General features: G+C 60.7%; 17 protein-coding genes and 1 pseudogene. 3 read left to right on the top strand and 15 right to left on the bottom strand.

Annotation, left to right across the window (positions count from 1 at the left end):
• Positions 1–158: 158 nt before the first annotated feature.
• Positions 159–1,559 carry a dihydrolipoyl dehydrogenase gene (gene lpdA / locus PseuLF5_RS12790; protein WP_222834003.1) on the top strand — a complete coding sequence of 467 codons (1,401 nt, stop codon included), beginning with the start codon at positions 159–161 and terminating at the stop codon, positions 1,557–1,559.
• Positions 1,560–1,653: 94 nt separating this feature from the next.
• Here lpdA and PseuLF5_RS12785 read toward each other — a convergent pair whose 3' ends face one another.
• On the bottom strand, positions 1,654–2,127 hold the full coding sequence (locus PseuLF5_RS12785; RefSeq protein ID WP_123470052.1) for an Lrp/AsnC family transcriptional regulator: 474 nt from the start codon (positions 2,125–2,127) through the stop codon (positions 1,654–1,656).
• A gap of 144 nt (positions 2,128–2,271) precedes the next feature.
• On the opposite strand from PseuLF5_RS12785, the gene PseuLF5_RS12780 reads away from it, so the two are divergent.
• Positions 2,272–2,901 (top strand): LysE family translocator, encoded by a 630-nt coding sequence (locus PseuLF5_RS12780; protein WP_123470054.1) that lies wholly within the window; start codon positions 2,272–2,274, stop codon positions 2,899–2,901.
• Here the strand turns inward: PseuLF5_RS12780 and PseuLF5_RS12775 are convergent.
• The 6 genes from PseuLF5_RS12775 to PseuLF5_RS12750 form a co-directional block, all read right to left on the bottom strand.
• On the bottom strand, positions 2,898–5,033 hold the full coding sequence (locus PseuLF5_RS12775; protein ID WP_340133684.1) for a hypothetical protein: 2,136 nt from the start codon (positions 5,031–5,033) through the stop codon (positions 2,898–2,900). The two genes, PseuLF5_RS12780 and PseuLF5_RS12775, sit on opposite strands and share 4 nt — an antisense overlap.
• Positions 5,020–6,216, bottom strand: a complete 1,197-nt coding sequence (locus PseuLF5_RS12770; protein WP_340133683.1) for a DUF3142 domain-containing protein — start codon at positions 6,214–6,216, stop codon at positions 5,020–5,022. The genes PseuLF5_RS12775 and PseuLF5_RS12770 overlap by 14 nt, the downstream gene beginning before the upstream one ends.
• Before the next feature lie 73 nt (positions 6,217–6,289).
• Positions 6,290–7,123, bottom strand: coding sequence for a class I SAM-dependent methyltransferase (locus tag PseuLF5_RS12765; protein ID WP_123470059.1), 834 nt, complete (start codon positions 7,121–7,123; stop codon positions 6,290–6,292).
• Positions 7,117–7,356: a hypothetical protein gene (locus tag PseuLF5_RS12760; protein ID WP_336347606.1), complete on the bottom strand. Its 240-nt coding sequence runs from the start codon at positions 7,354–7,356 to the stop codon at positions 7,117–7,119. The genes PseuLF5_RS12765 and PseuLF5_RS12760 overlap by 7 nt, the downstream gene beginning before the upstream one ends.
• A complete protein-coding gene (locus tag PseuLF5_RS12755) occupies positions 7,346–8,266 on the bottom strand; it encodes a class I SAM-dependent methyltransferase (protein WP_340133681.1) in 921 nt (306 codons plus the stop codon). Before PseuLF5_RS12755 ends, PseuLF5_RS12760 begins: the two co-directional genes overlap by 11 nt.
• On the bottom strand, positions 8,263–9,567 hold the full coding sequence (locus PseuLF5_RS12750; RefSeq protein ID WP_340133680.1) for a glycosyltransferase: 1,305 nt from the start codon (positions 9,565–9,567) through the stop codon (positions 8,263–8,265). Before PseuLF5_RS12750 ends, PseuLF5_RS12755 begins: the two co-directional genes overlap by 4 nt.
• 58 nt (positions 9,568–9,625) lie before the next feature.
• Here PseuLF5_RS12750 and PseuLF5_RS12745 point away from each other — a divergent pair, with 58 nt between their 5' ends.
• Positions 9,626–11,011: a glycosyltransferase family 4 protein gene (locus tag PseuLF5_RS12745; RefSeq protein WP_340133853.1), complete on the top strand. Its 1,386-nt coding sequence runs from the start codon at positions 9,626–9,628 to the stop codon at positions 11,009–11,011.
• A 128-nt stretch (positions 11,012–11,139) separates the two neighbouring features.
• On the opposite strand, the gene PseuLF5_RS12740 is transcribed toward PseuLF5_RS12745, so the two are convergent.
• The 8 genes and pseudogenes from PseuLF5_RS12740 to PseuLF5_RS12705 all read right to left on the bottom strand — a co-directional run bounded on the left by PseuLF5_RS12740 (position 11,140) and on the right by PseuLF5_RS12705 (position 18,455).
• Entirely contained in the window at positions 11,140–13,170 is a 2,031-nt protein-coding gene (locus tag PseuLF5_RS12740) for a pyridoxamine 5'-phosphate oxidase family protein (RefSeq protein WP_340133679.1), read from the bottom strand.
• Between the two features lie 45 nt (positions 13,171–13,215).
• On the bottom strand, positions 13,216–13,842 hold the full coding sequence (locus PseuLF5_RS12735) for a glutathione S-transferase family protein (protein ID WP_222833995.1): 627 nt from the start codon (positions 13,840–13,842) through the stop codon (positions 13,216–13,218).
• 105 nt (positions 13,843–13,947) lie between these two features.
• Positions 13,948–14,859 (bottom strand): LysR family transcriptional regulator, encoded by a 912-nt coding sequence (locus tag PseuLF5_RS12730; protein ID WP_123470073.1) that lies wholly within the window; start codon positions 14,857–14,859, stop codon positions 13,948–13,950.
• Positions 14,860–15,248: 389 nt separating this feature from the next.
• Positions 15,249–15,434, bottom strand: a pseudogene (locus PseuLF5_RS12725) (pyridine nucleotide-disulfide oxidoreductase); the annotation flags it as partial.
• A gap of 9 nt (positions 15,435–15,443) precedes the next feature.
• Positions 15,444–15,932, bottom strand: a complete 489-nt coding sequence (locus tag PseuLF5_RS12720; protein WP_340133678.1) for a cyclin-dependent kinase inhibitor 3 family protein — start codon at positions 15,930–15,932, stop codon at positions 15,444–15,446.
• A gap of 10 nt (positions 15,933–15,942) precedes the next feature.
• Positions 15,943–16,656 (bottom strand): arsenical resistance protein ArsH, encoded by a 714-nt coding sequence (arsH, locus tag PseuLF5_RS12715; RefSeq protein WP_340133677.1) that lies wholly within the window; start codon positions 16,654–16,656, stop codon positions 15,943–15,945.
• 29 nt (positions 16,657–16,685) lie between these two features.
• A complete protein-coding gene (locus PseuLF5_RS12710) occupies positions 16,686–17,156 on the bottom strand; it encodes an arsenate reductase ArsC (RefSeq protein ID WP_099456559.1) in 471 nt (156 codons plus the stop codon).
• A gap of 15 nt (positions 17,157–17,171) precedes the next feature.
• Complete coding sequence (locus PseuLF5_RS12705; RefSeq protein WP_222833992.1) at positions 17,172–18,455, bottom strand: arsenic transporter; 1,284 nt, start codon at positions 18,453–18,455, stop codon at positions 17,172–17,174.
• Between the last annotated feature and the right edge of the window lie 12 nt (positions 18,456–18,467).

Below are 18,467 nucleotides of genomic sequence, written 5' to 3'. Positions count from 1 at the left end.
TCGTGAAATATTCGTACACAATTGCATTTATCTAAAGATTTCCAACCTGTCGCTTGCCTGAAGCCTTGACCGAAATGTCCATAAACGCACATATTACGTTCGTAATTTTCTTCGCCGACTACTTTTAGCATCCGCATCCATCAAGCAGGAGCAAGCGCATGAGCAACTATGACGTAGTGATTCTGGGCGGCGGCCCCGGTGGTTATAACGCGGCGATCCGCGCTGGCCAGTTGGGTCTCAAAGCCGCTTGCGTCGAAGGTCGCGCGACCTTGGGCGGCACCTGCCTGAATGTCGGCTGCATGCCTTCCAAAGCGCTGCTGCACGCCTCGGAGCTGTATGACGCAGCGATGGGTGCGGAATTCGCCAACCTCGGCATCGAGGTCAGACCCACGCTGAATCTGGCGCAGATGATGAAGCAGAAAGACGAAAGCGTGAGCGGCCTGACCAAAGGCATCGAGTTCCTCTTTCGCAAAAACAAGGTCGACTGGATCAAGGGCTGGGGCCATATCGACGGCCCGGGCAAAGTCAGCGTAACCAACGATCAGGGCAGCAAGGTCGAACTGACCGCCAAGGACATCATCATCGCCACCGGCTCCGAGCCCACTCCCCTGCCCGGCGTGGAGATCGACAACCAACGCATTCTGGATTCCACCGGCGCCCTGTCGCTGAGCGAAGTACCCAACCATCTGGTGGTGATCGGCGCCGGGGTCATCGGCCTCGAACTGGGGTCGGTGTGGCGGCGTCTGGGCGCGCAGGTCACCGTGGTCGAATACCTCGATCGCATCTGCCCCGGAGTCGATGCCGAGGCCGGCAAAACCCTGCAGCGTTCGCTGAGCAAACAAGGGATCGCCTTCAAGTTGAGTTCGAAAGTCACTAGCGCTACCTCGTCAGCCAGCGGTGTGCAGCTCAGCGTCGAGCCGGCGGCCGGCGGCAGCGCTGAGTTGCTGGAAGCCGACTACGTGCTGGTGGCCATCGGGCGTCGTCCGTACACCCAGGGCCTGGGTCTGGAAAACGTGGGGCTGAGCACCGATAAACGCGGCATGCTCGCCAACAGGCAACACCGCACCGAAGCGCCCGGCGTGTGGGTGATCGGCGACGTCACGTCGGGGCCGATGCTTGCGCACAAGGCCGAAGATGAAGCGATGGCCTGCGTCGAGCAGATCCACGGCAAGGCCGGCGAGGTCAACTACGACCTGATCCCCAACGTGATCTACACCAAACCGGAACTGGCCAGCGTCGGCAAGACCGAAGAGCAGCTCAAGGCCGAAGGTCGCGCTTACAAAGTCGGCAAGTTTCCGTTTACCGCCAACAGCCGGGCGAAGATCAACCACGAGACTGAAGGCTTTGCCAAAGTCCTCGCTGACGAACGCACGGACGAAGTTCTCGGGGTGCATCTGGTCGGCCCGAGCGTGAGCGAAATGATCGGCGAATTCTGTGTGGCAATGGAGTTCAGCGCTTCGGCGCAGGACATTGCGCTGACGTGTCATCCGCACCCGACGCGCTCCGAAGCGTTGCGCCAGGCAGCGATGAATGTCGAGGGGATGGCGACGCAGATGTAATCAAGGCAGAGAAACCGTTATCGCCGGCAGGCTGGCTCCCACCTTTGACCGCGTTCCAATCTGGGAGCGAGCCGGCTGGCAATGAAGGCCAGCCTCAATCCGGAAGATGCCCCAACGGCAACGCCCCCGGCGTCTTCACCGTGTGAATCGCAAAGTTGCTGCGAATGTCGCTCACCCCCGGCAACTTCAACAGACACCCGCTGAGAAAGCGGTCATACGCGCGCAGATCCGGCACCACCACCTGCAAGAGAAAATCCGATTCACCGGAAACGAGAAACGCGGAAATGACTTCTGGTAACGCGGTGACCGCTTCATAAAAAGCCTCGGCCTGTGCGTCGTTGTGCCGCTCGACCTTGACCCCGACAAACACCGTCAGACCCAGCCCCACTTCATCGCGATCCAGATTGGCCTGGTAACCGCGAATCACGCCGGCCTCCTCCAGCATCCGCACCCGACGCAGACAAGGCGATGCCGACAGGCCGATTTCGTCGGCCAGCTCGACGTTGCTCAGGCGTCCGTTACGTTGCAGGGCGGCGAGAATCTTGCGATCAAAGGCGTCCAGTTTCATATTTGGCAGATTCCGAGAGGAAAGCCGCTGAAAACCAGCAGGTTATGCCAAACCTGCAGGCTTTTGAAGCGGACTTCGCAAGCACCTGCCCCGCCCTTGCGCTCTAGACTTGGCTCACCGAATCGACAACGAAAGGGGTGTGAGGTGGCGAGTCTCTGGCTGTTTTTTCTGGCTTTGGCGGTGGTCTATCTGCTGCCCGGCCCGGACATGATCCTGCTGCTGCAAACCGGGGCTCGGCAGGGTCGCGGGGCGGCACTGGCGACAGCGACAGGCCTGGCAATTGCCCGCGGTTGTCACGTGGCATTGGCGGCGTTGGGGCTGGCGGCGCTGTTCAAGGCCGCGCCGTGGACATTCGAAGTGGTACGGCTGGCCGGCGCGGCGTATCTGCTGTGGATCGGTATCCAGTGCCTGCGCAGCACGCTGGTGCCGAACCTGAATACCGGCGACGTTGCCGGGATGCCCGGGCAATGGCGTGAAGCGATCCGGCGCGGTGTGCTGACCAACCTGCTCAACCCGAAAGCGTTGCTGTTCTGCTCAGTGCTGTTGCCGCAATTCATCGTCGCCGAAGGCGCACCGGTGCTGACCCAATTCGCCGTGCTCGGCGCCCTGCTGGTCGGCATCGGCCTGCTGTTCGACAGTGCTTATGCCCTGACCGGCGCCGCCCTGGGCCGCTGGCTGCAACACAGCCCGATGGCGCAACGCGTTCAACAGTGGCTGTTCGGCAGCCTGTTGATCGGCTTCGCGGTGCGCCTGACGTTTGTGCAACAGGCTTAGACGTCGGGCGTCTTGCGACGGCGACGGCTGATCAACAACAACGCGGCGGCGCTGCCCAGCCCGAGGACACCGATCACTGGCCATTTGTAGGGTCGCAGCGTTGTGCGCACAGCATCGGTGACCTGGGTGACGTAACGTTTGTCGGCGTTTTCGAAATCCGGATACGGGCACTGATGGCCAAAATCCACCGCCCAGGGCACGTACGGACCTTCCTTCACGTAGCGCTGATATAACGCGCTCTGCTCTTCCAGGCTGCTGTTCCAGCCTGCGGCCGAGCACAACACGGCGGCAAACGCCTGACTGGTGTGCGGCAGGTTGTCGGCGGCGCGACTGGCCAGCGCGGTGGCGAAAAACCGGTAGTGATAACGCTGATCCGGTTGCGCTTCGCTGGCCTTCTGGCGCTGCACTTCGGCTTCGGACACCAGCGGGCCGACGTTCAGCTCGACGGATTCCAGGCTGTAATTGCCCCCGAACGTGGCGTAGTCCGGCGCCATCTCGTATCCGAGGATGTCCATGCCCCACTCACGGGCGGTCCACGCCGCGTTGTACAACGCACTGGCGCGTTTGGTCGGCCACCACGCGGCATCGGCCTTCAGCCGTTGCTCACCGTAGAGACGGGCCTTGTTCTGCAGATCGGGGTTGTCGAAATAAGCCACCGCGTCGGCGTAATGCCCTTCACGCAACAAGCGTCGGCCAAGCAGATTGCGCAGGCTGGCGGCGACCGGCAGCGGCACGTAGTTGTCGCGTTCCTGCTGGGTTCGCGCCGCTGGGGCCGGCACGTTTTCATCCACGTACCGCTTTAACTCCTCCACCGTCAGCACACGTTCGGCCACGGTCGCAGCGTCAAACCAATAGGTGCTGTTGCTGCGATACAACTGCACGAAGGCTTGCAGGTATTCGCCACGCTGCAAGGCGAGAATCGCGCTTTCGCCCTCGACCCGGCATTTCGGCTGAACGGTTTCAAACGCCCAGTCTGGCGTGCGTCGATAGCCCCAGTCTTCGGTCTGCGGGAAGGCTTGCGCGGCTTTCGCATAAGCGGCGGCAGCGCCAGTCTTATCACCGTCACGCACCGCCAGTTTGGCCCGTAACCACCACGCCAGACCGCCGTCCCCGGCATTTTCAAGAAAGGCCTTGGCGCTGGCGTAATCGCCCTGTTGATAACTCATCGCTGCCAGCCGATCGGCATTTTCCAGGCTGCCTCGGGTACTGTCCTGCAGCAGCTTCACGAGTTTTTTCTCGTTCGGCGGTTCATCGCCAAACGACCAGCCAAGACGGCTGACCAGAGAAGCCGTGACCAATTGCTGCACGGCTTTGCGCTGGAGCAAATCCGCCAGTTCAGCCTCGGGCAGCTCGGCCAGCTCATTCATCAATTGCTTCAGAGAGGTATACCCGACGGCCGAGCCGTGCAGGTTTTGCGCTTCATACAGTTCGATCGCGCCACTCCAGTCGCCGGCGGTGCGCAACACGCGCGCCTCTTCGCCGAGGCTGGCGACCCCCAGTTCCAGCGGGTCGCTGAAGCCGTCGATGCTCAGTTGCCGGGCCTGGCGGAAGGCATCGCGCGATTGTTCCAGCGCCTCTGGCGCATCCCCCGCCTCGGTGCTCATGGCAAACCAGGTACGCCCCAACGAGTACGCAGCCCAGGTGCTGCGCAACGGACGTTGATCGGCCGGCAGCGCCAGCAGCTTGTTGAAGTACTCGACCGCCAATGGATGATTGCCCGTGGCAAATGCCACGGCGCCAGCCACATACAAACGGATTTCCGGCGGCAGACTGGCGCCCTGCGCCTCGGCCTGACGCGCATCACTCAAGCCACGCAACTGTTTGACCAGCGCTTGCTGTTCGGCGCTCAGACCGGCCTGTTCGGCGGTCTCCCGCGCCGCAGCAGCTGCGCTCTCATCGCCGTACAGATCATCGGGATTACGCGTCGCGGCCGTGGCGTTTTTCAGCCCGGCGATGGTTTTGCCAAGGCGGCTGATCTCGAAGTTGAAGTTGCCCTCCGGCAGATCGGCCAGGGTCTGCCCGCGATTGTCGAGCAGACGCAGCGGGAAGTCCGGGCCGCAGGCCATCGCCGAACCCAGCGGCAGGCTGAGACTCAGGCAGAGCAAATGGCGGGGCCAGTTACGGGTCAACATGCGAACCTCCTTGATCAATATGTGCGCAACGAGCCCAACCGATGGCGCGTTGTGCGCCTGCCGGCAATCGGCCGTCGCGCAGGCGGGTGAAGGTAAGCAGATCCGGGCTTTGTTGCAATGCATAACCGGCCAGCGCATCGGCGCCTTCGCAATCCCGCGCTTTCACCGTGATACGCGCGGGCCAGGCGCTGTCGAGGTTACCGGGGTTATCGAGTGTGAGGTCGTAGAGTCCGTCGGTTTCGCTGAGCGTCAGGCCCAACTGACTGTTCAAGGCATCGCCTCGGGCAACGGCGCGCAACGTGGTCAGACTCCAGGCACGGCGGTCGTTGGCCAGCGGCAGGCGAAACCAGATCAGCCCGGCCAGATGGGCCGGAGGATCCTCACGCAATGTGTTGCCCAGTTGGCTCAGTTGCTGGGGATCGGCAAGCAGCTCCCGACGCTGACCTCCGCGCTCGAGCGGCACCTCGCTCTCCACCAGCGGCGCACCGCCCTCATCCGGCAGCAATGCCACGCCGTAGGCTGGGAGTGCCAGATAGAACGGTTTATCGGTGATCCGCGCCCAGGCCCTGGCCCATTGCAGCGCCTGATCGGGATCAAACAGACCGCGTCGCGGATCGCTCACTGCGTGCACTTGCAGCACACTGCTGTCGACGGTTTGCAACAGCGTCGCCAATTGCCCGCTGTCGAGCCAGGCGGGCAGCGCAGTGATGCTCAATGGCAGAGAGGGCGGCAACGCAGCGCGCAGATGCTTGAGGAATTGCGCGTACTCCGGCAGCCGTGCGTTGCCGGCATCGTGATCGACCTCGATGCCGCTCAGGGTCAGGCCTTGTGCCTGCCAGTCAGTGATGACCTGGAGAATCTGTGCCGTGACCTGCGCCTGGTCCAGCGACTTGAGTTGTCCGTCGAGACGCATGACCGCGATCAATGGCCGACCATCGCGCTTCAACACCTGCGGATCGATACGCGCCCGGCTCCATCCTGCATTCGGAAAAGCCTGCAAGGCCAGCACGCGCAAGGTCGAGAAGTCCGCACGGCTGTCACGCAATGCAGGGTCATGGGCCGACGTCCACTGGCGTTGCCAGACGTAGAGCTGCTGATCGAGCGGCAATGAGGCCTGCGGCTTGCAGCCGGCGAACAGTAATACAGCGACCGCTAATGTCAGCTGACGAACAAAAAACAGCATGCCGTGAACAATCCTGTGGCGAGGGAGCAAGTTCCCTCGCCAAAAATACAACCCGATGTTGCCGCCACCTTAATCAGGCAACAGGCTTGCGGGCAATGATGACCTGACTTTTCGCCACCACCGCATCCAGCGCTTGCTTGATCTGCAAACCGCGCGGCGAGTCCAGTACGGCTTGCCAGGTATTGGCCCAGTGATTGAGCAGCGGATGATCCGGATCGCTCAAATCGACCTTGGCTTCCCAGAACAGCAGCATCCACAGCGACCAGTAAAAACCGTACTGGCTGTGGCTGATGATTTCCAGCCCGGCCTCGTTGACCATCGCCTTGAACTGATCTTCGCTGATGACGCGTATATGGTTGGGTTTCTGGAAGTACTCAGGCGCGGCGATGTCCTTTTGCAGGTCTTCGGAACTGGGGTGCGGCACACTCAACAGGTACAACGCGCCCGGTTTGCCGACGCGCACCAGCTCAGCGAGGAACTGTGCAGGGTCGTCGACGTGTTCGATGACTTCGGTGGACACCACGCGCGTGGCAGTGGCGTCGGCAATCGGCAGCGGGTTGCAGTCGGTCACGTGGCACTCGATATCGCGCGCCGGAGTGTCGCTCAGGCGCTGACGGGTGGCTTCGACCTTGGCGCCATCAATGTCGGCAATGATGATCTTCGCCCCGCGCATGCCGCAGAAATGCACGTTGCCGCCATCGCCGCAGCCGACATCGAGCACGGTGTCATCGGCCGACACCACAAAGCCCTTGAACAGCTCGTCGGTCTGCTGGTTGAACCAGCCGCTGAGCACCGCATCGTGCAGGCCGAGCGCGTACGAGTCGGCCTTCGCGGCGGGCGCCGCGACAGGCTCTGCCGGGGCTGGAACAGGCGTCGTCGCCGTGAGTTTCTTCAACAGTCTCAGCATGAGGTGGCTCCAGAGGATAGGACGGCGGTTCGGCAAGTGCCGAGGCGTTCGCCCCGTGCAACGCCACGGTAATGCAGGGGCAGTTCGATAATGCGATCGTTGTGTTCACTGAGCATCCGCCAGGATTCCTGACGGTTGCGGCCACCTCGCAGCGCGCGAGTCGGACTACGGGCGGAGAGGTAGGCGCAACTGGCGCGCGGCACCATGATGTCCAGCATTCGTTCAGCGCTCATCGGGCAACCCGGTATCCAGGGGTTTACGGGCAATGATCACCTGGCTCTTGGGCATGAACTGGTCGAGCACTTGCTTGACCGCGAGTCCGTCGGGTCGTTGCAGCAACTCATCCCAGGTTCGGGCCCAGCCTTCCATCAACGGTGGATACGGCGCATGAATGCGATCGCGCACCGCCCCCCCCGGATTCTTGCCGGCAGCCTTTTCGCTGGCCCAGAAGAAAATCATGCCCATCACCCAGAAGAATCCGCTGGCCTGCCGATGCTCGATGACCAGCCCCGCGTCTTCGACCATTGCTGCAAAGCGCTCCGGGGTGAAGATGTGCACATGGTTCGGCGTCTGGTAGTAATTTTCGGGGGCAATGCCTTTTTGCAAATGCTCGCCAACCGGTGCCGGTACGCTGAGCAGATACAACGCACCGGGGCGCCCCATGCGCACCAGTTCGGCCATGAACGGCTCAGGCTCGTCGACGTGCTCCATCACTTCCAGGCACACCACTTTGCTCGCGCAGCCATCAACCAGAGGCAATGGCAGGCTATTACTGACCAGACCCAGACCGGGCCGGGAGCTCTGAGCTTCAACCTGACGGGCCAGATCACGCACTTTGTCGTGTTCGCTGTCAGTGAAAATCACCGAGGCCCCCTTGCGTACCGCGAACAACGTCGCGCCGCCCTCGCCACAGCCGACGTCGAGCAAGGTGTCGTCCGGCGTAATGGCAAAGCCTTTGAGCAATTCGCCGCTGTCATTGAGAAACCAGCCATCGAGTACCGCGTCATGGAAGCCGACATCGCGCGGCGACCAGGTAAACAGCGGTGACGGTTCAGTTGTCGGCTCAGCCACCGGCTCGGCAACAGGTTCAACCGAGGGCGCTGATTGTGCGCCGAGCAAACGCCGAAGCAATCGGCGAATCATGCTCCGGTCGCCTCAATGGCCCGTTCGGCGTGCCGCTCGAACAGTTGCGCAAAAAATACCTGCAACCGCTGCTCCGCCACGGCCTGACTGCAAAAACCTCGCAAACTCTCCACCGCTTGCGCCGACATCAACGCATAGCGCTGTGGATCGTTTTTGGCCACCTCATAGCTGGCGCGGTACGCCGCACAAATCGAAGACCATTGGGTGGCATAGCGCAGCGTGCGGTAAGCCGAGCGTGGATCGTGTGGCCAGGTGGTCAAATCCTCCGTTGCCGCAATCAGGAAAGCGTTATCGGCACTCAGATAGTCGATCATCGCCGTCGTGCACGGCGCCACTGCCGGCTTGCCGCAGGACATGAATTCCATCAGCGGCAGGCACTGGCCTTCACCGTAGGACGTGTTGACGACATAGCGGGTCGCCTGCACCAGACGCTCGTAATCCGCGTCTGCCAGGTAGCCATAGATCAGCACGATACGGCAGCGATAAGACTGATTCTTGTACAAGTGATGAAGGATGTCGGTGAGGGCTTCTTCGGCATCGTGGTGGGTGAGCTTGAGCACCAGCGTCGCGTCTTCGTTGTCACGGAACGTCGCACAGAAGGCACTGATCATGTCTTCCCAGTTCTTGCGCCCGTCGCGGGGGTTGAACACCGAGGTGTACACCACGCCTTCAAGCAATAACGTCTGCTCGGTGACCGGCGCCTGAAAATCAATGCCCTTGCCGCGGCGCAAGCGCACCGGACCAAAAGCATTCAGATCGAGCTTGCGGCTGTCGACGACCAGTCCCTTGATTTTCAACCGCACGGCATCGACGACAGGCTGCCCCTGCAACTGCACGCCCCGCGCGGCAAAACGATCCCAGACCGGTGCAGGCACGGCGACGATCGGGTAATCGGCGTCCATTGCTTCGCGCACGGCATTGACCGTGTAGCTGGAATGAGTGATCGCGGCGCCGCAGGCATTGAGCACGGTGCGCCAGTCGTTCAACGGATCACCGTTGAACGGTTCGTTGGGGATGGTGCTGAATTCCCAGGCGAACACCGGCAACGTCGGGCAGGCCAGATGCACCGGGGTGCGATGCGGGGGCGAGAACGACAGGAACAGGCAGGGCTCGCCACGGGCATGGCAGTCCGCGTACAACGCATCGACTTCAGCGACCGGATCAGCAACCTCGACCACCCGTCCGAGGCGTTCCAGCACAGGCCGATACTCCTTGAGCACGAAGTAATAGCTGTATTCCGACCGGCCAAGGTTGCGGTTGATGGTGTGCTGGTTGGTTTCCGAATGGATGATGATCAGCATGAGGCGTTATCCGTAACCTGGGCAACGTTGCCGGCGTGTGACGCCAGTCCGAAAAAGTCTGCAGATCGCTCTGGGTCAAGCGCATCACCAGCGTTGCGTCGGGCGTGTCGAGTGCATGCCGGTGATCTTGCTCAATGGTCAGCTGTATCGGGTCACGCGCCTGGCCCCTCTGGACACGCCGGTGTTCAACGCCCTGGCGACCTTTGGCGATCGTGTGGAACAGCTGGCCCATCGCTTCTGGCAATGGCAGCAACGGCTCGACGTGCAATGCACATCGAAGCTGGCGCGACGGCTGCTGTATGTCGGCTATCGTGCCACTGCATTCGCCGCGTTCAGTGTGCCGATGCGGGTGTTCCGGCGCATAAGCCGGTTCCAGTTGCTCAAGCGCTGCACCCCGTTGCAACACCAACCGGACGATCAATTGGTGCTACTCGACTCCTCCTGGCATTCGGATTTCTTCCCCCACGTCGAAAAACTCAAACGTGAAGGCGTCGGCCTCATTGCGGTGATTTACGACCTGATCCCGCTCAAGCACCCGCATTTCTATGAATCACGACCGGCGCAGGTGTTCAGTGAGTGGTTCGACTGGATCTGCCGCACGGCTGACGGCTACATGGCGATTTCCGCCACCGTACGCGATGAAGTGCGTGAAGAACTGCAGCGCCGGATCGGCACCGAGCAGAGCGAAAAGCGCTGGTTCGACTATTTCCATTTGGGTTCGGAGCTGGACCTGCGCAGTTCGGACGCCGCCGTCGATCCTGCGTTGCAACGGGTATTCGAGAGTGCCGAGCCCTTCTTCCTGATGGTCAGTACCCTCGAGCCGCGCAAGAACCACGCTTACCTGCTGAACGCTTTCGAACGCGCCTGGGCCAACGGCTCCAAGGCCAGGCTGTGCATCGCCGGGCACGTCGGCTGGAAGTGCGACGAGTTGCTCGCCCGTATTCGCAACCACCCGCAATTGAACCAGCGTCTGTTCATGTTCAACAACCTGAGCGACACCAGCCTGGAGCATGCCTACGCTCATGCCAGCTCCCTGGTATTCCCTTCGGTTGTCGAAGGATTTGGCTTGCCACTGGTGGAGGCCATGCAGCGTGGCTTGCCGGCGATGGGCAGTGACATCCCGGTATTCCGCGAGATTGGCGGCGACTTCATGGCCTATTTTGACCTGCGTGATCCGCGTAGCCTCACAGAACTGATCATTACCTTTGAACGCAGCGGCCAATTCCCTGCCAGCCGCGATGTCCGCGACTGGCGCTGGATCGATTGGCGCCAGGCCAGTCAGCAATTGGTCGAGCGCAGTGCACACCGTGTGCTGAAGGTACCGGCAGCACTCGGCAGCGCCATCGCGGCGGATGGTAGTGAGTCGGCAGCCACGCTGCCGCTGAAACCTGAATACCCAATGCTCCGCCCAGCCGTCTCGGGGTCGGCATCACACCACAGGTGAAAGCGTTTCATCGCGTCTGCGCGAACGAATGAACAAGCCTGCGCCCCATCCAGCGGCGCAGGCTGTTGCGTGCTACCAGAGAACGACCATTGCCAACACCTGTCGCCACGCGCCGACGCCATTCTGCTTCACAGGTCCAGCACCAACGGCTGTGAACTCTGCGCCGGCACCGCACAACAAATCAGCACCTGCCCCTCTTCCGGAATCTCCGCTGGCGGCTGTGGATAATTCACTGCGCCACTGATCAGCCGGGTCTTGCAGGTACCGCATGAGCCCCCCCGGCAACTGAACTCCGGGCGCAGTCCGCGACTTTCCGCCAGCTCCAGCAAGCTGCCGCCGTCCGGTTGCCAGCGCGCCTCTTTGGCCGAGCGCTCAAAGACCACCGGCACTGACGTTGTCGCCGCCGGCGGCTGCTCGATGACGATCGCGTCCGAGTCCCGCTGGCGTACGAGCGTCGACGGGCCGAAAGTTTCCGCATGAATCCGCGCATCGCGCACATCCAGTTCACGCAGGTTGTCATACAGGCCCTGAGTAAAACTGCCGGGGCCACACAGCACGAAGTCGATCTGATCGTAGTCCTCGACCTCCAGCAGATTTCGCAGTAACGCACCGTCGATGCGTCCGTGCCGATCAAAATCCTCGCCCAGGTCGGCATCGTCTTCCGGCTGGCTGAGCAAACGCATCACCTGCACCGCATCGCCCGCCTTCTCCAGCAACTGATTCAGCTCCTTGCGAAACGGCTGGTCTGCGAGACTGCGCGAACTCTGCAATAACCACGTCGGGCGAATCCTGCGGGTACGCAGGCCTTGATAAACCACCTCGCGCAGCATCGACAGCAACGGCGTAATGCCGACGCCCGCCGCCAACAGCACCAAGGGCCGGCGTTCCAGCGGCGCCACGGTGAAATGCCCCTGCGGCGCGCGCGCCTCCAGCACATCACCGACGCGAATCTGTTCATGCAAATGGGTCGAGACCCGGCCTTCACGCTTCACGCTGATGCGGTAGAAACCGTCCGACGGCGCGCTCGACAAGCTGTAGGTGCGGATATGCACCTCGCCATCGAGGGTAAAGCGCAGTGGCAAATGCTGGCCGGCGAGAAATACCGGTAAACCGGCACCATCAGTCGGCTCCAGATAGATGGAGCGAATGTGGCGGCTTTCCGCTTCGATTTTCGCCACCCGCAGTGGTCGCCATTGGTTGCCCAGAGCCTGCGCCTGCAAACGGGCATCCGCCTCGGCCCAGTTGCCGGTCAACAGGCTGTTGGGCGACATCCCGTCGAAGCGCCAGCGCAGAGCCAGGGCTGCCGGGCGCCGCACCAGTTTCTCCACTTCAAATGTCCACAACCGCTCCGCGCCTTGAAAGGCCTCGATCTGCGGGCCTTCAAGGATGATCTCGGTGCGTCCGCTCAGTTGCAGTACATCGCCTGTGGAAAAGTCGATGAACAACAGACCGGCCTTGGGATTGAGCAGCAGATTGCCCAAGGTGTTGAAGTGCAGGTTGCCGGCAAAATCGGGAATGGTCAGGCGATTGCCCTCCACCCGCACGAAACCGGGCTGGCCGCCACGGTGGGAAACATCCACCGCACGCTGGCCGTCGGTATCCACATAACTGGCGACGAAAAACGTGTCGGCGCTGGCGATCAGCGCCACCGCGGCGTCATCCAGCGCCGTCAGATGCCGGGCCGGTCGCGAGGCCGGATCGGCCAGCGGCACCCGTTGAAACTGGCGCAACTGAATGTATTGCGGACAGTTGCCAAAGGCCTGATCCACCGTCAACTCGAATCCGTCAGGCGCAAGATTGGCCACATGCCCATTGAGGCGATTGCGCCGCCGGGTATGCAGTTCGATGCCGAGCAAGCCGACAGGCTCGCCGTCGGCCAGTTGCGCCGGATCATCAGCAGCCGGCAGGCTGGAAAACCTCAGGTGCTGCGGATCAGGCGAGCGGGCAAATCCCGGCGCCCCTTCGAGCACACTGGCCCAGGGACGACCGTCGGCATCGACCGCGCCGAACAGCATGAAAGGCAGTTGCTGATAGAACTCACGGTGCTGATCCGGCATCCAGGTGCGAATCACCTTGCGTCCGAACGCCTCCATACGCTCGGCAACACCCACCTTTTCTTGCAGTTGCCGCTCGCCAGCGTGCCACGGTGAACGTTCCATCACGACCTCCCTTGCGCGCTGCTCGCGCAGTGTGGATCAAGAAAATCAGACTGCGGTTTGCAGTCCGGCAACGGTGCGCGGCATGCCGACAAAACCGGGCAACGCTTCGATCCGGGCCAGCCAGGCGCGCACGTTGCCATAGTCGTCCAGCGACACATTGCCTTCCGGTGCATGGGCGATGTAGCTGTAGGCCGCTACGTCGGCGATGGTTGGCTCGCTGCCCGCCAGATACGGCGTCTTGCCCAGCTCGATGTCCATCACTTTGAGCAAATTGTGCGAACGCTCGATCAGTTCGTCGGCATTGAGTTTCGCCCCGAATACCGTGATCAGCCGTGCAGCCGCCGGGCCAAACGCAATCGGGCCCGCCGCGACCGACAACCAGCGCTGCACCCGTGCAGCACCGACCGGATCGGCGGGCAACCAACGGCCGTTGCCGTACTTGTGCGCCAGATACACCAGAATCGCGTTGGAATCGGCCAGTACCACGCCGTTGTCATCAATCGCCGGCACCTGGCCGAAACTGTTGATGGCCAGGTAGGGCGCCTGTTTGTGCTCACCTTTCGCCAGATCGACGAGGATCAGCTCGGTAGGCAGTTGCAACAGGGACAGCATCAATTCGACCCGGTGGGCGTGGCCGGAACGGGGGAAGTTGTAGAGTTTGATCGCTTGCATGGTCGACTCCGCTGGACAGTGGCGCCGTTGCGGGAATGACAGCGCCGATGGGAGTCATCTTCCACCTATCGGTAAAACTACAGAATAACCAGCAAATGCAATCAATTATTTCAGCAGGCGCAATAGTGCCGGGTGTTCGCGCAGGGCGTTGACCGCGAAGTCGACGAAACTGCGTATGCGCGCGGGGGCCTTGCGCCCGCCTTGGTAGACCACGTGGATCGGTAATGGCGGCAATTCGAATTCGGCGAGGACAATTTCCAGCTCACCTGCGGCCACCTTGCTCGCCACTTGATAGGACAGCACCCGGGTCAACCCCAGCCCCAGACATGCTGCGGCGATCGCGGCCTGATTGGCGGTGACCACCAGACGCGGCTCCGGACGCACAACCAGCGACTCGCCGCGTTCAAGAAACGGCCAACTGCGCGTCTGGCCAGTGGCGGACGTCGCCACCACCGGTAAACCTGCCAGCGCCTGGGGATGTCGGGGACGGCCATGTTCGGCGAGAAATTGCGGCGAGCCGCACACCACCCGGCGCACCTCACCCACCCGAATCGCATGCTGATTGCTGTCCGGCAGCTCACCGATGCGCACCGCCACATCAATCCCCTCCTCGACCATGTTCACCACCCGGTCGAGCAACAGAGCATTGATCGAAACGTCCGGATACTGCGCCAGATACCCGGCCATCACTGGTGTGACAAACAACTCGCCGAACAACACCGGCGCCGTCACCGTCAGTTGCCCACGGGGCTCGGCGTGGCTGCCGGCGGCGGAATCCTCGGCCTCCTGCACTTCGGCGAGAATCCTGCGGCAGTCTTCCAGGTAACGCTGACCGGCTTCAGTGAGATGGACTGTGCGCGTCGTGCGAACCAGCAATTGCGTACCGATCCGTTGTTCCAGTGCCGCGACTGCGCGCGTGATGCTGGCGGCCGACAGTCCAAGACGCCGTGCCGCCGCCGAGAAGCCTTGCTCTTGCGCAACGGTGGCGAAGGTGTGCATTTCCTGGAAACGATCCATGGGTCGACTCTCGCTTGAAAATCAAACGATCACAGCCTGCGGCAGTACCTACAGGGTGAACGCCAATACCTTGTAGGAGCTGTCGCAGGCTGCGAATTTTCCTGTGTTCAGATAAAAAAGGTTGTCACAAACCCCCTTAGTTCTCGACCTCTTCAGGAAAACGCGGACAAGCTACCGATTGGTAAAGGTTGTCACAGCGAATGTTCGGGCACAGAAAAGTAAGGGGGGCGGCATAAAAATGCCCTTGGTAGTTATGATGGTATCTTTTGCCCCCACATGCATAGGGGTAGAAATGTTTGATCGCAAGAACTCATCCCTCCGCCGAATTTCGTTTAAGGGCTTCGGTGTCCTGTAGATAACTTCAGTGTTTAAAGATCTCGTCTCACTCCTCAGACGAGATCTTGAATGAGATAGCGATGAACCTCCTTCACGACGTTACGCGCAGTGCGTGTCACCCCGATCAACGTCGCGGAAGCCAAGCCCGTCCAATCGCCATAGCCAACCAGCCAAAGCCGAGGTTCGATCATCTCCATTTTTCCAGACAACGCCGTCTGGCGTAAAAAACTCAAATGGTCATACGGCTTTCAAGGTCGCTCGATGTAAGAGACGTGCGAAGGTTTTTGGATGGCTCGCGGTCGCAGTTGCTGTACCAACTCAACAGCTCGGGTACGCGGCACTCCTCTGTCGATCATGAGTTTTGCGGCGACCAACCCAGTACGTCCCGACCCACCTTTGCAATGAATCGCAATAGCCTGGTTTGCGTCCAGAAGCTTCGACAACGCTGGGAGAGCCTTCTGCCAGCGGGTCTCAAATTCAGCATCGGGAGCCTCATCATCCTCAATCGGTAGCTGGTACCACGCGAGCCCTGCCGCCTGGACTTCCTGACCTAACTCACCAACACCGTTGTGAGTGAGTTCGGCGTCGGACATCAGACTGACGATGGCACTGGCGCCCGCGTTTTTCAGAGTGCCGAGCGCTTGCTGGAGCGACTCATCCTGAGTGCCCGGACACGGGGTAAAGATGAGAGAGCCCGCACCGTCTGGCATTGCCAGGATCGAGAAAGGGTGAGACATGATGAGATCCTTAGATGGAGCGCTGATTCACTCGTTTCGACAGCTCTTCAGCCGACTCTTTGCGTTCCGAGTAACGGTCTACCAGGTAATCCTGACGGTCACGCACTAGCAGGGTGAACTTCATCAGTTCCTCCATCACGTCGACCAGGCGATCGTAGTAGGACGAAGGCTTCATCCGTCCATTCTCGTCGAACTCGGTAAACGCTTTGGGCACTGAAGACTGATTGGGGATCGTCACCATGCGCATCCAGCGACCCAGTACCCGCAATTGATTCACCACGTTGAAAGACTGAGAGCCGCCGCAAACCTGCATGACTGCCAAGGTTTTACCCTGGGTCGGACGTACCGCGCCCATCGCCAATGGCACCCAGTCGATCTGGGCTTTAAAGACGGCGCTCATCGATCCATGACGCTCTGGGGAACACCACACCTGTCCTTCCGACCACTGCATTAGCTCGCGGAGTTCCACGACTTTGGGGTGGGTATCCGGAGCATCATCAGGCAGTGGTAATCCTGACGGGTTGAAGATTCGTGTTTCCGCACCGAAGTGCTCCAGCAAACGCGCGGCTTCTTGGGTTACCAACCGGCTGAACGAACGCTCGCGGGTCGACCCGTAGATCAGAAGGATGCGCGGTTTATGCGTGGACGGCTCACGAGGAGTGAGTCGCTCCATGCTTGGGATGTCGATGAGATCTGCTTCGATGTTTGGAAAATGGTCTTTCATAGTGACTCCTGGCTCCAGCCACACATGGCCTACAACGTGCCGATGCGGGCTAGCTCAGTTTTAAGGTCTTCTGTGCTCAACGTAGCGATAGGCAACGAAATGAAGGCGTTTACCCGCTCCTGGATTTTGCTCAGGGTTTGCTGGAATGCCGCCTCGATTTGCGCTTCAGATCCCGTAGCTTCGGAAGGATCTGCCAGCCCCCAATGAGCCTTGAGCGCCGGGCCGAAGAAGATCGGGCAGGCTTCACCGGCAGCGCGATCGCACACGGTAATCACGATGTCTGGTGGCGATCCTTCAAAGGCGTCTGACGCTTTACTGCTAAGGCCGTCAGTAGGGATACCTGCTGCTTTGAGCGTTTGAATCGCTCGCGTGTTTACCCGGCCACTTGGGAAGCTTCCGGAACTGACGGCTTCCATTCCTTCAGGAGCAAGGTGATTGAACACCGCCTCGGACAAGATGCTCCGGCAGCTATTGTGGGTGCACATGAATAGGACTTTCATCGTGATCTCCTGGAATCAAAAGCTGAGGCGCAAAGCCAAGGCGCTCAGGGTGGCAATGAGGATTGGAAGCGTGAGCACCACACCGGTCTTGAAGTAGTAACCCCAACTGATGGTGATGTCTTTTTTAGCCAGCACGTGCAGCCAGAGCAGTGTGGCCAGGCTGCCGATAGGTGTGATTTTCGGACCAAGATCGCAGCCAATGATGTTCGCGTAGACCATGGCCTGATGAACTACGCCAGTCGCTTCCGTTGCATGGATCGAGAGCGCGCCGATGAGTACTGTTGGCATGTTGTTCATGATCGAAGAAAGTAAGGCGGTCAGGAGTCCTGTACCCAGCGATGCACCCCAAATGCCATATCCAGCGAAGACGTTAAGCAACTGAGCAATGTGGTCAGTCAGTCCGGCGTTCTTCAAGCCATACACCACCAGGTACATGCCCAGCGAGAAGATCACAACTTGCCACGGGGCGCCCTTGAGCACCTTGCTGGTGTTGATGGCGTGACCTTTGGCGGCGATGACGTAGAGCACCAGTGCGCAGGCGGCGGCGATGGCACTGATGGGGATACCCAGTGGCTCGACAACGAAGAAGCCGACCAGCAACGCGAGCAGCACCCACCATCCAGCCACGAAGGTTGCACGATCCCGGATCGCATCTTCAGGGGCATGCAGTTGTGCCAGGTCATAAGTCTTGGGCAAGTCTTTGCGGAAGAACCACAAGAGCATCCCCAGCGTTGCAGCGATGCTGACCAGGTTGACCGGCACCATGATTGCGGCGTACTCGCTGAAGCCAATGTTGAAGTAATCGGCCGAGACGATATTCACCAGGTTGGAGACCACCAGCGGCAGACTTGCGGTGTCGGCAATGAATCCTGCGGCCATCACAAATGCCAGAGTTGCTGCGGGGGAAAAGCGCAGGGCCAGCAACATGGCGATCACGATGGGAGTAAGGATCAGCGCTGCACCGTCATTGGCGAACAGCGCTGATACTGCGGCGCCCAACAAGATGATGAAGGCAAATAACTTGCGGCTGCTGCCACCTCCCCAGCGAGCGACATGCAACGCAGCCCACTCGAAGAAACCTGCCTCGTCGAGCAGCAGGCTGATGATGATCACAGCGATGAACGTCGCCGTGGCGTTCCACACGATATTCCATACCACCGGGATATCGCCGAGACTGACCACCCCGCTCAGCAACGCGAGCATGGCACCCAATGAGGCACTCCAGCCAACACCCAGCCCTTTGGGCTGCCAGATGACCAGAACGATGGTGACGATGAAAATAAGTAGAGCGATTAGCATGCGAGCGGCTCG

Origin of the sequence: Pseudomonas sp. LF-5, assembly GCF_037626295.1 — a bacterium.
Classification (GTDB): Bacteria; Pseudomonadota; Gammaproteobacteria; order Pseudomonadales; family Pseudomonadaceae; genus Aquipseudomonas; species Aquipseudomonas monsensis.
This window is presented reverse-complemented; position numbering and strand designations above follow the sequence as displayed.